This window comes from Paenibacillus sp. V4I7 (genome assembly GCF_030817275.1).
Classification (GTDB): Bacteria; Bacillota; Bacilli; order Paenibacillales; family NBRC-103111; genus Paenibacillus_E.
The window spans coordinates 4932130-4948037 of record NZ_JAUSZD010000002.1 but is presented as its reverse complement, the minus strand read 5'-3'; the positions used below and the strand labels follow the sequence as shown (position 1 = coordinate 4948037).

Genomic DNA, 15908 nt, shown 5'->3' with positions numbered 1-15908 from the left:
TTTGAAGGGAGACGTAAGGCTATGAAAAAAATAGTAAGTCGCTTATGTTCTGCATTTTTGGTATTTTCTCTACTTGCCACGTATGGGCTCACTCTGATTTCAGGAAACCAAGTGGCTTATGCAGCAGCACTAACCATCGAACAAAGCACGATTGGGAACATTTTCTATGAAAATGACATCAAGAGCTTCAAAATCAATACGGATGGAGACTCGATTGACTGGGTTTATTCGGATTATTGGAATAACACCGTACAGTCCGGGAGCCAAGCCGTAAGCGATGGAACGACCATATTAACCGTTAATCCCGGGAAAAAGGGATGGTTCAGTTTGGTTGTTACAGCCAAGCAGAATGGAAACGTTATTGCCTCCAAAGATACCTCGTTCGCAGTTGTTTCCAATTTCGATCTGAGCCAAGTGGCGGATTCGCATTTTTCCGTGCAAACGCATGCCGCTCGAACCGATCTAATTGCTCAAGACTCGGCGGCGTTGATCCCAATTGCCAAAAAAATGGGTGTTAAGTATGTCAGGGATGCCTTGCGCTGGGGGGACATCGAAGATGCGACGAAGGGGATTTATAGCTTTAAATCCTTCCATGACGATTTCATGTCGCGTGTGGCGTCGAATGACCTCAAGCCTTATATCACTCTGGCGTTATATAATAATTTATACGATGGGGGAAATGCACCGACGAGTCCAGAGGCAAGGGCGGCATTTGCCGAATACGGCAAGCAATTATTGAGCAGATACCCCCAGGTCGGTCAGGTGGAGATCTGGAACGAACCGGACATTCCTTCGTTTGGAAAGGGACTTACCACGGAGGAAGAGAAAGCTGATTTTTATTTCAATTTGTTAAAAACATCCTACGAACAAATTCATCCCCATTTTCCCAATGTGAAAATAACAGGGTTTGTATTTGGCGAATTGGGTTCAGACGCATTTTTGGAATCGCTTTATCAAAAGGGCGCGCTGAATTATATGGATGAGTATTCGTTTCATTCGTATACGAGGAACCCAGAAGATTTCGTTAAAGATATCAATAGGCACAAAAATATAATGAAAACCTATAACAATAATCAAACAATCCCTATCAATCTCTCGGAAACAGGATTTAGTAATTTTAATTTCGACGAGCATGTCCAAGCCAACTATGTAGCTCGAAGAATTGTCACTGCTTTAGCGAATGGTATCCAAAAAATCAACATCTATAATTTGCAAAATAAATCTACAGTTCCGAATGAATTTGAGGGAACGTTCGGTTTGATTCGGAATCCTGACGATGCCAAAGGGGCATATGTTCCGAAGCCGGCCTATTCCGCTTATGCCACTATGACCCGGGAATTAACGGGTGCGGATTTCCTAAACACCGAGGATATTGCCCCCGGAGTTTATAGTCATAAGTTTCATACAGCAGCGGAAGATATTCGGGTCATGTACGCTCCTGCGGGAGCCGACCTTAAGCTATATACTCGCAACAGCCTTGATGTCACGGACATCATGGGGAATACGTTAACGTATACGCCAACGAATGGTTACGTACGACTACGACTGGATGAGAACCCGATTTATGTAAAGGGTGGGTTGGAGGCCCCTTATATCGAAGAGATTCCACCGACCATTACCAATCCTATCACCTTATACAATGGTTACAGCATGGGAGGCTATGCGGAAGTCAATGGGCCGCTTGGAACGGCTACCAATAAATGGGTCACGTCTTCCGTACTCAAAGGCTATAACGGTGGTATTTCGCGAGCGATTACGAATCCAACGGGCGCTTCGGCCAAATGGACGCCGAACGTGTCCGCGTCCGGACGGTACCGAGTTTCAGCGTATCTTCCCGGAACACCCGCCACTCCAGTGAATACCACAAAAATGGCTGCGTACTCGATCTATATCAACGGAGTAAAACAGGAAACGAAAGTTGTTGATCAATTCTCTCTGCAGGGATCTTGGCACGTATTGGGTTCCTATGAGTTTCCAAGGGGAACAAACAGTTATATCCTGCTCGAAGACACAAACCCCGCTCACGATCGACCGCTTCGGGCGGATGTCATCAAGTTAGAGTCCATCCCTCCGACCGGGATTGCTCTGGATACCGATTCACTAGATCTGCGGGTAGGAGATACGCATTCCTTCACGGCTGTGTTTACGCCTGCCGAGTCCACTGACCAGAAGCTGGTTTGGAGCAGTTCGAACAGTCAAGTCGTGACTGTCGATGCCGAGGGGCAGGTGAATGCAACGGGGGTTGGAGAGGCGGTGATTCGTGCTGCGAATCCGTTAACTTCCCTCTATGCGGAGGCGAGGATCCAGGTAACGATGCCTGCCATTCAGCAGGTTACGATCTATCATAGTTATGGCACAAACGGGGGATACACGGAAGTCAACGGGCCTCTAGGAACCGCTACGAATAAGTGGGTGACTTCTACGGTTCTCAAAGGTTATAACGGCGGCATCTCAAGAGCGATTACGAATCCAACGGGCGCATCGGCCAAATGGACGCCGACAATCACCCAGCCCGGACGATATAGGGTATCGGTTTATTTGCCAGGAACGCCCGCGACACCGGTGTATACGACCAAAGCTGCCGAATACTCGATTTATATGGATGGCGTAAAGAGCGATTCTAAGATCGTCGATCAATCTACACTACAAGGTTCATGGCAGGTACTGGGCATCTATGATTTGCCGCGAGGAAGTGCCAGCTACATCACGGTCGAGGATGCGAATCCAGCTCATGATAGACCGCTTCGTGCGGATGTGCTCAAGTTCGAGTTCATCCCCCCTACGGGCATCAGCTTGGATAGCCAGGCGCTTGATTTGCAAGTAGGAGATACGCATCAATTCACGGCGGGGATAACTCCGAACGATGCAACGGATCAATATCTGCTTTGGAGCAGCACGAATAGCGATGTGGCAGCCATTGATGCCCAAGGACAGCTACATGCTCTGGCTGTTGGCAGTGCAGTGATCCGTGTCACGAATCCATTGACGTCCCTTCATGCCGAGACTGAGGTGAAAGTGACGCCTAATGATAAGACACCACCCGTAAGTGTTGCAACTGTAAGCCCGACAGCACATAACGGTAGCTCTGGATGGTATACGTCGGATGTTACGGTAAGCATGTCTGTATATGACCATTTATCCGGCGTGGCGAAAACAGAATACCAAGTGAATAATGGGGGCTGGATCACCTACACGGGCTCCATTCCTGCCTTCGGTGAAGGGATATACAAGGTCGATTATCACAGTACGGATCAAGCAGGCAATGTAGAGAAAATCCAAACTATCGAGTTTAAAATTGATAAGACGGCACCGTTACTAACTGTTCAATTAGATAAAACGTCCATATGGCCTGCGAATCATAAAATGGGCGTTATAAATGCTGCACTTCATTCAAGTGATGCTACATCAGGCGTTGAATCGGTGGTGTTAACCTCTATTACGAGCAGTGAACCAGATAGTGGTCAAGGTTACATTGAGGCAAATATCGGTACAGCGGCCACTTCATTTCATTTGCGTGCAGAAAGATTAGGGAATGGATCGGGACGTATCTATACCATTACCTATACGGTTACCGATAAAGCGGGCAACAAAACGGATACTTCGGTAACTGTCACAGTGCCTCATGATCAATCGACTTAGTAAGCCATAAAAAACTCATCTAACTTTGTAAACGTTCAATTTGCTTTTCGATTTCTTGGTAATTATCAGGAGGTTTGTGGGCTTCACTTTCTTTCTTAGATTTGATGTGAAGGCAATCATTATTTCAGTTAGTAATAACTCGTAACAATAGGATTAGAACCCGCAACTAGCCAATACAATGTCTTGATGCACGATACCACTCTTGCCGTTATTTTTAGGAATTGATGGCGTGCTTTATAAAACAGCATTTTAAAAATATGTTGTTCTTCTGTTTTTGATTTTCACCGTCACTATTCAAAGAAACGAAAGCGGGAAGCATGAGACTTAGTAGAGCAATGTCATCACGGCTGCGAATAATCTTCTTTGTTCTTTATTGTTATTAGAATACATAAAGGCTCCAGCCTTAACATTATAGTATAAGTATAGTGGTTATAACTTTGAAACGTTGAGAGCAATCATTAGGTCGAATGGAGAGTGAAGGCTTTTGAAAATATGGGTTTCGAACAAGCATGAAACACTTAGAGCTATCGCTATTAAAAAACGTTTATCCGTTGAAGAGCTTGTATTGCTCAACCCACATATTGAACATCCGGATCTAGACATCACCGGTATATCGGTCTATCTTCCTTCTGAAACAGAATCGAGAGCCTCTACGGTTGGATCCATTCCGACTTGCCCGGTCGTACCGGCAGAAACGCTGAATAACTGGATTCCCCTTACACCGCTTTCACAGATGGCTCAGCAGGAATATGATGTTCTGATCATCGGTACCGGAGCAGGCGGAGGATCTGTCCTCTGGAGATTATGCGAACAATGGAAGAGGGAAAAGAAGAGGATTGGCATCATTGAACGGGGAGACCAGTATATCCCGACGCATGCCCGAAACCTGTCGACGTTAAACCAAGAACGCCTCGTAGCTTATTTTAGTCACTTATCCAAGCCCCTGCCTGGTGCTTCACCCGAATATCCGGGAGCGAGGCAGCTTTTTGCGCTGGGAGGAAGAACGTTATTCTGGTATGCGTTTACTCCCCGGATGCATCCGTGGGATCTGGCGAAATGGCCTATACCTGTTCATGAGATGGAAAGCTATTACGGCATTGCTGAACAAGTCATGAATGTCACCGGAGCATTTGCGGAAGGGGCTTCGTTCACGGAAATTTTACTGGAGCGGTTGTGGCTACGCGGTTATTCCAAAGCGGCACCTCTTCCGATTGCAGCTGATATCGTACCCCAGTCTTTCGGGCAGATTCATACCGACATGTTTACGAGTTCCATTTCCTTGCTTGCTAGAGCTCTGAATCAGAGGAATTTCGATTTGGCAATCAACGCACGTGCCACGAAGATTCTACATGAGAACGGAAAAGTCACGGGAGTCACGGTCGTTTCCCCGGATAAAACCGCTTATACCCTTAAAGCCAAAACAGTTGTTTTGAGTGCGAGTACTTTTGAGACACCACGCTTGCTCCTTCATTCGGGATTTCAGCATCGAGCGTTGGGACACTTCCTGACGAATCAAACTTTTGTGCAAGCAACAGGAACGATATCTACTGCTGATTTTCCTATCCCGTGGGGTCCCTTGAATATTATGATACCGCAGAAACCGGATACACCTTACTCCGTACTCATGACCGGCCCGGAAGCCTTCTACTGGTATCCAGTTAGCGTTGAAAGACCATTAACAGGTGAAACTACGGTCAACTTCTATGGTTATGGCAAAGTCGAACCGAGATACGAGAATCGGATTACACTGAATCCGGACAAAATAGACGAGTACGGCGTCCCTGAAATTAAGGTTCATTTTTCCTTGAGCGAGGCCGATAAGAACGTCGTTGGCCAAATGACGGAAGGGATAAAGCGCATTGCCAAGGATACAGGCGTGCGTCTGATTTCAAAGAATGGCAAACCGTCTATTTGCTTGACTCCGCTTGGCGATTTGCATCATGACTCAGGCACATGCCGAATCGGAGACGATCCCAATACTTCTGTTGCTAACCAATACGGGCAAATCCACGGAGTCTCCGGCCTCTATGTGGCCGACAACAGTGCTTTACCTTACATCGGAGCCGAAAATCAAACGTTGACCACGATAGCCCTCGCTATTCGTACGGCTGATCATATTATTCGGCAGGCGGGCGTTCAGCCAAAAACGAAATGAAAAAGCATATTCAAACTTTTTTCCTTATTATTGCTGCTGCGGTAACGACTAGCAAAGGCAGTAAATAAGAAAATGTGGCCCATAACGCATGAATGACCGATACGGAATGAATCCAAAGAGCTGCTCCTTTTCCAATTTGATGCAAAGAAAAAAGATAACAAACCAATGTTATGGGGAGAATCAGAATACGATCGTCACGAAGCTTGAACAATTTCGTAAACGTTAAATTCAATATAAGGAGCGTAATGGTCGCCTTGATAAAAGAAGTCATAATCAAGGAGATGCCGATGAGAGATTCAATCCTTTGAATGACTTCCAGCAAATCGATGATTCGAGCTACCTCAAACATCGAATACTTTCGTTCCCCTGCCATTGGACCGAACACCAATATCGTACTAAGCGTTACGGCAATTAAACAAAACCCGTTTACAAGCAGAGCGAGATACATGCCTTTCTTTACATGTGTCTGTCCTTCTTTACGTACGTAAGGAAGAAGCATGGCCATAAGCACAAGCTCGACGTAGGGAAACCCGTATGAAAAATAAGCGCCAAGAAGCACCGGTTTGATTCCATCCGGCATGATGGGAATCAGATGATCGATCTCATAATTGTTGCCGGATAATACAAGAATGAGAATGATGAAAAAGAGGACGCTAACCATAGGAACAAAGATCATTCGAGCCAATGTTTCTATCCCTGAACGCACCGTAAGAGCAATAACCACAAATACCGATAATACGAATAGATACAACGGAGTTTGCCGCATCATAGAACTGGTCATAAATAAACCGATATCCAGGACGATTCCGGATGTCATGTGGAATTGAAACGAAATGAAAGGAATAGCGAGAAGGACCGTAACCCAATTACCAACCAAAGCCCTGCTGTACTCAATAAAAGTCAGGTCGGGAAATTTTCGATACAAATAAAGGATACAGGATAGGAAGAATATGCCTGCAGACAAAGACAGTAACAGGGAAATCCAAGCCCCGTTTTTGGCGTACCCGATTAACGGTCCTGGGATGTTTATAATGGCAGAACCCGTCATGAAAGCAAAAAATATGACAGACATCTGCCCGGAGCTGATTTGTTCCTTAGCTTTCATTTCATACACCCCCGCAGTAGCAGATTTCGATTGGTTAAGAGGGAACCTTTAGAAACTCAACGATGCGACGGGCCGGTTCACCAAGGAGTACTGCGGCGGCTTCTTCCAGAAACGGCCATTTCAGCTCAAATATATAATTGATGCCAAGGTAAAACGAAAGCAGTGCCATGAATGTATAAGCAATGATCTCGCGGCGGTCCACCTTTTTTAGTCTCGGTATATCTGCGAGCGAAATGCCTGCGTAAATCAACAGCAGTAATAACATTTTTCCCAGCATTTTTCCAATCCCTTCTATTTTTTGAAAACGGGCTTGCTGATTGTGGTTCCGCTATTGATGACCTTGACTTCAACATCGATATCGAACTCACTGTTCGCAAATCGGTCAGCCCAGTTTTTTTTCCATTGTTTCCACAATGGCGGATTTTTCTGATATATTTTGTTCCCCAATCCGATGGCATCGAATTTGTTTTTTTTTAACCAATCGGTTGTTTCCGTAATTCGCTGCTTCATCTGTCCCTCAACTTTTTTCGTGAAATTCTTTTCATCCTGTACCGTTTCCAGCTTAGAGCATGTCAATTCCATAACAGCTACTTCCATGTTGATCTTTATAAGAACTTTCAGCGAATTCTCTTCGATATCGGTAGGCTGCAATTTGCTTTTTAAGGAGACTATTTCTACAGCTTCTACCTTCTTACTCTGTTTGGATGGATTCTGGCAAGGAATATCAATCATGCCGCTTTGATATTTGTTCAACACCATTTGTAAGGTTTCCACCTTCGTTGGTTCCATTTTACCCACAAGTTTCCCCTCTTTCAGCAAGGCAATTCCAGCTATATTCGTAACCTTGGTTGCATCTTTGGATAAATAGAGATAAGGAACCTTAGCGATACCGACCTCGCTTTTCATTTGCAGGCCTAATTTGAGCAAATTCATATCTACTGTTTTTCCGCTGCTGGATGCAGCCGATTTTTCGGTTTGAAATAATTGCTGGCTTATTGTATTTTCGATGAACGGCTTCATATTAAAATATTTGTCAGCTCTTCCCTCCGCGATTATGATGGACATCGTAAGCCGGGGTTCGTGATCCCGATAAAAAAGTTCGAGAATTTCGAATATTCCTCGTTCACGAGCCAGTTTTTCTCCGATAATAATCAGGCGGGTATGGCTCCACTGGGTTTTACGACCGAGATTAATGGGAATATCGCGAATGGCTCTGGGAACCGTATCATCTATAGCCGTAACATTAATGTATTGCGTTTCGGCTGCTTTGCCGCCTACCGCACCAACCCCTTGGGCTGGCTTGAATAATTGTGTAGTCAGTGAAATTTTTCCATCATCAGTTAGATCTAAGCCGGCTCCCATGACAAACCCTTTTTCAGGAAGCTCGGCCCGATCCCAGCAACCTGTCAATAAGAAGAGTGCTGATAAGCATAAGCTCATCCATATCCGCCTTTTCATGCTCTTTGTTCTCTCCTGAGTACGACATAGTTGGCTAATTTCTAAGGCTTGTCCTTATAGCGAATTCGCGGCGAACGCATTAATGTGCCGAGCGGCGCGCGAAGGATTACATCCTTTATCTGCCGTGGAATAAAAGGACCGATAGGGCTTAAATAAGGCTGACCTAAAGAGCGTAAGCTCGCCAAGTGCAGCCACATCAGCATAAAGGCGATCAAAATGCCGAATATGCCCAAAAAAGCTGCGAACAGCATGAGGGGAAACCGCAAAATGCGCAGCGCAATGGCAAAGTTGTATTGGGGGATGGAAAAGGATGCAATCCCGGTTAATGCAACGATAATCACCATGATCGGCGATGCGATGCCGGCATTGATGGACGCTTCTCCGATAACAAGCGCTCCGACGATGCTCACCGCAGATCCGACCGGACGCGGCAGACGAATTCCGGCCTCTCGAAGCAGTTCAAAGAAGAATTCCATAATGAATGCTTCAATGACAGCAGGGAATGGAATCCCTTCACGGGAGTTGATGACGGCAAGCAGAAGAACAGTCGGAATTAATTCCGGATGAAAAGTGGAAAAAGCAATATATATGCTGGGCAGGCCTATGGCAATAAATAATGCAACTAATCTCAGGATACGGATAAGGCTTGCGACAACGGTTCTTTGATAGTAATCTTCGCTCGATTGCAGCAGCTCGAATAATAAGCCGGGGCATATTAGGATGGATCCGGTCCCGTCAACCAACACGATAATTTTTCCTTCCAGTAAGGAAGCAACGGCGACATCCGTTCGTTCGGTGTAACGGTATTGAGGAAAAGGTGAATATGTGGAATCCTCAATGGCATCCTCGATGTAAGAGGTTTCCAATATCTCATGCTTCTGAAGCTTAACAATTCGCCTTTGAAATTCGGCTAACACGTCAGGGTTGACGGTTCCTTCCAAATAACCGTATGCAACGTTCGTTTGCGTTTGTCCTGACGGTGGTAACGATTCTATTTTAAAATTTGCTGTCTTTAACCGTGAACGGATCATCCCTAAATTTTTCGATAAATTTTCAACGGTGCTTTCACGAGGTCCATGAACGACAGGTTCGGTAACTGATTCGGTGACTTGTCTGGTTTCTAGGCCTGTAGCCTTGAAACTAAGCGCTGAGTTCCATTGGTCGAAGAAGATGACAATATGGCCTTGAAGGACATTTTTTACCGCCTCATTGAAATCTTTGATCAGCAGAGCAGAGTCGGAAGAGGCGCCTCTATTGTTGAAATAGAAGATAACATCTTCCGGCATAACCATCGTTCCTTGTCCAAGCTCGTGTATGACCTGGTCTTGAAGCGCTTCTCTAAAGAAATTATGCTCTTTTTTTTGAATGAGCGAATCGAGATAAATGGAGAATGCGGTATAACTCATCTCGGGACCGTACTGCCAAGGAATGATGCTAAAGTCGCTGCAACGATCGAAAACATCCTTTACCCTCTGCAGGTTGTCCGGCAAATGAGTAGATATCGTTGAGACACCGGTATCGGGAAGCTTTTCTTGATTCGATGTGCGCGATTCGGACAAATGGTCGTAGGAGTCGTTTTGCTCAATGATCTTGTCGCGATAACGACTTTGGACAAGCCGTCTGAAAAAGTTCATAGGTGCCATCCTTCCCTAGTGATTGTATTATTTTTGCCATAATATTGAAAAGTAATTCTCAGGAAAGGCAGTGGAAGCTAAAATCTTTTGGGCAATCACCCATTTGTATGTTGTAGAATACCCTGAAAGTAACAAATTCCGATGGAGGAATAGTCATGTTTTCGAACTATGGTAAAGTAACGAAGTGTGAAGAGATACCCATTCAGGCCCCACTACAATATCAGCCTCAGCAGCCAGGAATTGAATCCATTATGATTCCAAGGCCCATATCTGAAAATCCTAATTACATCGGAACCGGGAAGTTAAAGGGGAAAGTGGCCATTATTACAGGTGGGGATAGCGGCATCGGACGTGCAATATCCTATCTGTTTGCCAAGGAGGGCGCAGATATCGTTGTCGTCTATCTCAATGAGCATGGCGACGCTGCGGAAACGAAAGCCAGAGTCGAGCAGATAGGCCGAAGATGTTTGACGATTGCAGGGGATATTGGTTATGAGGACTTTTGCCGCGAGGCCGTGGGGCAGACTTTATCCGAATTTGGACGCATTGATATTTTGATCAATAATGCCGCTGAACAGCACGTTCAAAGCAGTATTGAACATATTTCCGCTGAACAGCTGGAACGTACATTTCGAACTAATTTTTTTTCATACCTTTACTTTGCAAAAGCAGTCGTTCCCTACTTAAGGCCGGGAAGCGCGATTATCAACACAAGCTCGGTAACGTCAATTGTTGGCTTTGAACAATTAATCGATTATTCAGCTACCAAGGGAGCGGTTAGCACTTTTACGCGTTCGTTAGCGTTATCTCTTCTCAAAAGAGGAATTCGTGTTAACGCTGTAGCCCCCGGAAGGACATGGACCCCTCTCATTCCTGCATCGCTCCCTCCGGAGATGTATATGACTTTTGGCAGCGATAATCCGATCGGACGGGCGTGTCAGCCATTTGAACTTGCACCGGCCTATTTATTCTTGGCATCCGAAGATTCCAGCTATGCCGTGGGGATAACCATTCATATCAATGGCGGGGAGTATTTAGCTATTTGATCATGATTCTTGAAGCTTTTTGATAATATAGTCGGCCGTCCGAATTGCCATAGCCACCGTAGTCAATGTAGGATTCGTTGCGCCAATAGTGGGCAGCACGCTGCTGTCTGCTATGTAAAGACCCGATACGCCGTGAATTTGTCCGTACCTGTTCGTAGCGGAAGTACGAGGGTCATCGCCCATCCGGCATGTTCCGGACTCGTGGTTATCTGTTCCGATCGGCATTAAGCAAATCTGGGGAACACCGTTCACTGTAGTGGCTAGATCTAACTGCATAACTCTGGCAGCTTGCTGTAAGGCGGTCGACATATGCCGAATAACCGCTTCATCCTTTTCGCTGTAAGCGAAATTGACTTGTATTTCCGGCACCCCGTATTCATCGGGACTGCTCGAATCCACATAAACTCGGTTTTCGTAACGAGGCTCCACCTCACCGGAAGCGCCGAAAAAGCTGATTTTCCAAATGTCCTTGATCGGTTTATGTTCGTATTGATAGTTAAAATATTGTTCCGGTCCTTGAAGCTGCAGCTGATAGGGACGCCCCATAAGCTCTGGAATGATAATTCCTAATACACCTAGCGGCTCAGAAAATCCTCGAGTATTTACGCTGGCTGTGGCGATCATGTACGAATGATTAACAAGATATCGTCCGATTGCTTTACCTGGAATCTTGGAATTCAGCAATATTCGCGGGGTTTGTAAGGCACTTGCCGATAAAATAACGGTTTTCGCTCTTATGAAATGGGATTTCTTATCCGAAGTCATCACCCGAACTCCGACTGTTCTGCCATGTTCCGTAACCACTTCCGTAGCATAAGTTTGAACAGCTAAATCAAACGGACGCCTTGCTAATGCTTTCGCCAAAGCAACAATTGAACTGTAAAAAACGTTCGAACGAATTTTACCGAATCTGGTTTGATCCAGATCGGAAGCGACCGGAATATCGTCTGCATAGTAAAAGCCATTTTCTCGAAGACGCTTAAGCAGGACTTGGGTAATCGACGAATCTTTCGTATAAGATCGGGTGACGGACATCAATTCTTCAGCGATATCGTAATAATACTTCATTTCCTGGATGGATACCGGCCATTGGGCAATGACGTGATCAGGCATGCGCGGGGTGATCGCCCCCCAGAGTAAGGTTCTTCCGCCTAAAGCATAAATAAGCTTGGCACCGGGATATTGCGGGAGCAGGTCTCCAATCGGATAAGTGATTCTATAGGGTCTTAATATTCTAAAATTATCGCCGTTTATGGTCGCTATGTTGTTTACATGGGTAGGCAGGTAAGGGTCTCCTCTTTCGACGATTCCAATCTTCTTTCCGTTGTTCCCCCACTGTTCGGCCAACCGCCAAAGGGCGGCTCCACCTCCAGCTCCTGTCCCGACAATAAGTACATCGTAATCTGTTTGAGCCATCTGTTCTGCGGAAGTGAGCGGAATCCATTCGCGAAGAAATTCCGACTCCGGTAAAGGCGGACAAAATTCGCCAAAGATTCTATTTTCGGCTGCCGGCATGGTCAAGGAAGGAAGGTTAACCCGCTCACCCGTGATGATTGTATCGGGACTTGCGATATGTGGATTAATCGACATCATTTGCAGTAATTCTACCTGAAATTTTCTTGAAATTTTAATAAGGGTATCTTCGTGATCGGCCATATAGATCTTCAGTGTAATCACTTCCTTTATTATTAGGTTTATGCTCCACATACCTATATTAATGACGTGGTGCCTGAAAAATGGAGGGATGAATCGATGAAAGTAAGGATTGGCAGCGGGCCAGTGATTGAGATGAAACCGATCCGCGTAACCATATGGAATGAATTTATTCATGAGAGGACAGACCCGCAAGTTGCCCGCATCTATCCAAAAGGAATTCACCAAGCGATTTCCGCTGGTATTGGACCTTTCGGATTTCGAATTCAAACGGCAACTTTGGATCAGCCGGAGCACGGTTTAACGACGGAGGTACTTAACCATACGGATGTATTGATTTGGTGGGGGCATCTGGCTCATGATGCGGTGACGGATGAGATCGTTGATAGAATTCAAGCAAGGGTATTGCAAGGCATGGGTCTCATCGTGCTTCATTCCGGACATCGTTCGAAAATTTTTCGGAAATTAATGGGGACTACATGTGATTTGAAATGGAGAACAGTTGCAGAGCGGGAAAGGTTGTGGGTTGTCGACCCTTCTCATCCGATTACCGAAGGAATTGGCGAATATATCGAATTGCAATCGGAAGAGATGTATGGAGAGTTTTTTGATATCCCAGCACCCGAGGAGCTTGTATTTGTCAGCTGGTTTCAGGGAGGTGAAGTATTTCGCAGCGGTTGTACCTATAGGCGTGGACTCGGGAAAATTTTTTACTTCCGACCAGGACACGAAGAGTACCCTACCTATAACAACAGAACCATTTTGCGGGTTATAGCGAATGCAGTAAACTGGGCCGCGTCACCCCATGGAGCAGAGCCTGTATACGGATTTATGCGGCCTCTTGAGAAAATAAATAAAGAGGAGTTTCCTTCATCCGTCCAAGCGAACGCGGCATTCGGCAGTATATCAAAGCAATATTTCGGCAAAACCGCAGATGGCGAATCGGTATATCTCTATACTCTGACCAATAAGCACGGCATGCAAGCCTCAATCATGACCTACGGCGGTATTATGCTGACTCTCAAGGTGCCGGATCGAAACGGAGCTATGGAAGATATCCTTCTTGGTTACGGAACGTTGGGGGATTTCATACGAACCGGAAATAAGCCATATTTCGGGGCGGTTCTTGGACGGTACGCGAATCGCATTGCAAATGGCAGATTCACGCTTGACGGTGTGACCTATCAGCTATCCGTGAATGAAGGGCGCAATACGCTTCACGGCGGGACTAGAGGATTTAACAAGAAGGTTTGGGCATCAGAGGAATTCTACCGCGATGACGCAGTCGGGGTCGCGTTATACTATATTAGCAAAGATGGTGAAGAGGGGTTCCCGGGTAATCTTGCCGTAAAAATGATCTATACGCTGACAGACAACAATGAATTAATCATTGATTATACCGCCATGACAGATAAAAAGACCGTTGTAAATCTGTCCCAACATAACTATTACAACTTGGCTGGCGCGGGCAACGGGAATATTCTTGGTCATGTGCTTACGCTTCACGCCGACCGTTTTACTCCGATCAAGCCGGATCTTACTCCGACTGGGCAAATTCAAAGTGTCGCCGGTACGCCGCTTGACTTCCGGACCCCTACAGCAATCGGGGCGCGGATTCATTCCCAAGATCCACTGATGATGTATGCGAGAGGCGGTTATGATTTTAATTATATACTGAATCGAAGCGGGGCCGGCATGGTTAAGGCCGCAAGCGTGTATGAACCGAATTCGGGCCGGGTGATGGAGGTCTATACCACACAGCCAGCCGTGCAGTTTTATTCTGGAAACAGTCTGGATGGGAGCGATGTTGGGAAGGGCGGAATTGCTTATCAACGATACGCCGGGCTTAGTATTGAGACCCAGCATTATCCGGACTCTCCGAATCATCCCCATTTCCCAAGCACTGAATTGTTCCCAGGTCAGATTTACAAGCAGACGTCTATTTATAAGTTTTCCGCATTTTGAGATATTTTTTTTCGTCCAAATACGTATAACGTATACTCACATGGTAAACCGAGGTATAGGTGAGATGACAGTTTGGGTGAGAGATTCGGAATAAACGCCGAAAGATAAAATCAAGACCCTCAGCCCGTTGCTGTGGGTCTCCTTTTGTTATTGAACGAAAGGATAGATTTATTTTACTACCGCAATCTGGATCTGTAAGTCGTTATTTCTTTCTTATGAGTTAGATATATTCTTTTTTCGATAAAAAGAAGGATTAACGCCTTCTATTTTTTTGAATGCTTTACTAAAAGAATGAATATCCGGAAACCCGATAAGTTCTGCAATTCGTTTCAAAGGCTCATTAGTAAACTGGATCATCTCTCTTGCTTTTTCTATTCTCATTAATTGGTGATATTGGATAGGACTCATCCCAAATGTTTGATTAAACAGGGTGATCAAATAGTACTTGCTGATTCCAGATATTTTGGCCAGTTCATCTAAAGTTACCTTTTGACCAGTGTTATGCTTTAAGAAAATTCTGACTTGCTCCAGCTCATTGATATTGGAGAGTAAGTGAGGATTTCTGTTCCAATAGTTTTCGCGTAATAATGCGGTGAATAATTGAATAAATAATCCCTTCATATTCAATTCATAAAATGGTAGCTTCATTTGAAATTCTCTTATAATTTCAAAAAGTATTTTCTCGATAACTAAATGATGCCGTAAGCGTATATGGCTAGCTAAATGAATAGTTAATCTGTCAATCTCGTCGCTTCGGAACCACTTCATTTCATCGTTCGTCATATTTTCAAATTTTTTAAAAGAAACTTTAACATCGGGACTATCTTCTTGATAGAACAAATCAAAATGTAAATGGGGTTGCCGAACTAAATCTGTTCCAACTTTGCTAATCGAATGCCTTTGTTTGGGGCGAAAGAAAAAGATGTCGCCTGGTTCTCCGAAGTAAACCTCATCCTCCACAGTAACTTTTAATCTGCCTTCTTTGAGATAAAGGATCTCATAGTCAAATAATACCCTTTCCTCCAAATACCAAGGAAATGAGACATAGCTATCCATAGCAATTCGTAAATAGGGCGACAGATTGTGTATGTTCAAGTATGAACCTCCAACCAAAATATTTGACAAATTAATAATAATTTAAGCCAACGACAATGCTTGAATATTAGTATATCATTGGTTTTTTGGAAAAGAAAACGTTTAACTGAAAAAAGAAAACGTTTACCTGAGAAAATCAGACGTTTTCGAGAAACACA

Annotated in this window: 10 protein-coding genes and 1 pseudogene; 5 read left to right on the top strand and 6 right to left on the bottom strand. The window is 44.9% G+C overall.

Translation table 11 applies throughout. The features are described 5' to 3' along the window. Positions 1-21 precede the first annotated feature (21 nt). Together QFZ80_RS23400 and QFZ80_RS23395 are read left to right on the top strand one after the other, a co-directional pair. Positions 22-3639, top strand: coding sequence for a golvesin C-terminal-like domain-containing protein (locus QFZ80_RS23400; RefSeq protein ID WP_307553675.1), 3618 nt, complete (start codon positions 22-24; stop codon positions 3637-3639). Positions 3640-4123: 484 nt separating this feature from the next. Then, positions 4124-5794 (top strand): GMC oxidoreductase, encoded by a 1671-nt coding sequence (locus QFZ80_RS23395; protein WP_307553677.1) that lies wholly within the window; start codon positions 4124-4126, stop codon positions 5792-5794. Positions 5795-5804: 10 nt separating this feature from the next. On the opposite strand, the gene QFZ80_RS23390 is transcribed toward QFZ80_RS23395, so the two are convergent. From QFZ80_RS23390 to QFZ80_RS23375, 4 genes are read right to left on the bottom strand one after another with little or no spacing between them, the layout of a single operon-like run. After that, complete coding sequence (locus tag QFZ80_RS23390; RefSeq protein ID WP_307553679.1) at positions 5805-6899, bottom strand: GerAB/ArcD/ProY family transporter; 1095 nt, start codon at positions 6897-6899, stop codon at positions 5805-5807. A gap of 34 nt (positions 6900-6933) precedes the next feature. Continuing rightward, positions 6934-7176 carry a hypothetical protein gene (locus QFZ80_RS23385; protein WP_307553681.1) on the bottom strand — a complete coding sequence of 81 codons (243 nt, stop codon included), beginning with the start codon at positions 7174-7176 and terminating at the stop codon, positions 6934-6936. A gap of 14 nt (positions 7177-7190) precedes the next feature. Continuing rightward, positions 7191-8357: a Ger(x)C family spore germination protein gene (locus tag QFZ80_RS23380; RefSeq protein ID WP_307553683.1), complete on the bottom strand. Its 1167-nt coding sequence runs from the start codon at positions 8355-8357 to the stop codon at positions 7191-7193. A gap of 41 nt (positions 8358-8398) precedes the next feature. Further along, positions 8399-9991, bottom strand: coding sequence for a spore germination protein (locus QFZ80_RS23375; protein WP_307553685.1), 1593 nt, complete (start codon positions 9989-9991; stop codon positions 8399-8401). 155 nt (positions 9992-10146) lie between these two features. Here QFZ80_RS23375 and QFZ80_RS23370 point away from each other — a divergent pair, with 155 nt between their 5' ends. Continuing rightward, positions 10147-11037 (top strand): SDR family oxidoreductase, encoded by an 891-nt coding sequence (locus tag QFZ80_RS23370; RefSeq protein ID WP_307553687.1) that lies wholly within the window; start codon positions 10147-10149, stop codon positions 11035-11037. On the opposite strand, the gene QFZ80_RS23365 is transcribed toward QFZ80_RS23370, so the two are convergent. Next, entirely contained in the window at positions 11038-12630 is a 1593-nt protein-coding gene (locus QFZ80_RS23365) for a GMC oxidoreductase (RefSeq protein WP_483874731.1), read from the bottom strand. Positions 12631-12789: 159 nt separating this feature from the next. On the opposite strand from QFZ80_RS23365, the pseudogene QFZ80_RS23360 reads away from it, so the two are divergent. Further along, positions 12790-13542: pseudogene (locus QFZ80_RS23360) on the top strand (ThuA domain-containing protein); the annotation flags it as partial. After that, a complete protein-coding gene (locus tag QFZ80_RS23355; protein ID WP_373460432.1) occupies positions 13522-14655 on the top strand; it encodes an aldose epimerase family protein in 1134 nt (377 codons plus the stop codon). The pseudogene QFZ80_RS23360 and the gene QFZ80_RS23355, both read left to right, overlap by 21 nt. A 213-nt stretch (positions 14656-14868) precedes the next feature. Here QFZ80_RS23355 and QFZ80_RS23350 read toward each other — a convergent pair whose 3' ends face one another. Beyond that, positions 14869-15750 carry an AraC family transcriptional regulator gene (locus QFZ80_RS23350; protein WP_307553690.1) on the bottom strand — a complete coding sequence of 294 codons (882 nt, stop codon included), beginning with the start codon at positions 15748-15750 and terminating at the stop codon, positions 14869-14871. Positions 15751-15908: the final 158 nt, after the last annotated feature.

What these genes read in the sequence shown, in the direction of transcription:
- QFZ80_RS23400 (WP_307553675.1), top strand. Translation starts at nt 22, where the DNA reads ATGAAAAAAATAGTAAGTCGCTTATGTTCTGCATTTTTGGTATTTTCT.
- QFZ80_RS23390 (WP_307553679.1), bottom strand. Translation starts at nt 6,899, where the DNA reads ATGAAAGCTAAGGAACAAATCAGCTCCGGGCAGATGTCTGTCATATTT.
- QFZ80_RS23385 (WP_307553681.1), bottom strand. Translation starts at nt 7,176, where the DNA reads ATGCTGGGAAAAATGTTATTACTGCTGTTGATTTACGCAGGCATTTCG.
- QFZ80_RS23380 (WP_307553683.1), bottom strand. Translation starts at nt 8,357, where the DNA reads ATGAAAAGGCGGATATGGATGAGCTTATGCTTATCAGCACTCTTCTTA.
- QFZ80_RS23375 (WP_307553685.1), bottom strand. Translation starts at nt 9,991, where the DNA reads ATGAACTTTTTCAGACGGCTTGTCCAAAGTCGTTATCGCGACAAGATC.
- QFZ80_RS23370 (WP_307553687.1), top strand. Translation starts at nt 10,147, where the DNA reads ATGTTTTCGAACTATGGTAAAGTAACGAAGTGTGAAGAGATACCCATT.
- QFZ80_RS23365 (WP_483874731.1), bottom strand. Translation starts at nt 12,630, where the DNA reads ATGATGTCGATTAATCCACATATCGCAAGTCCCGATACAATCATCACG.
- QFZ80_RS23355 (WP_373460432.1), top strand. Translation starts at nt 13,522, where the DNA reads ATGCGGCCTCTTGAGAAAATAAATAAAGAGGAGTTTCCTTCATCCGTC.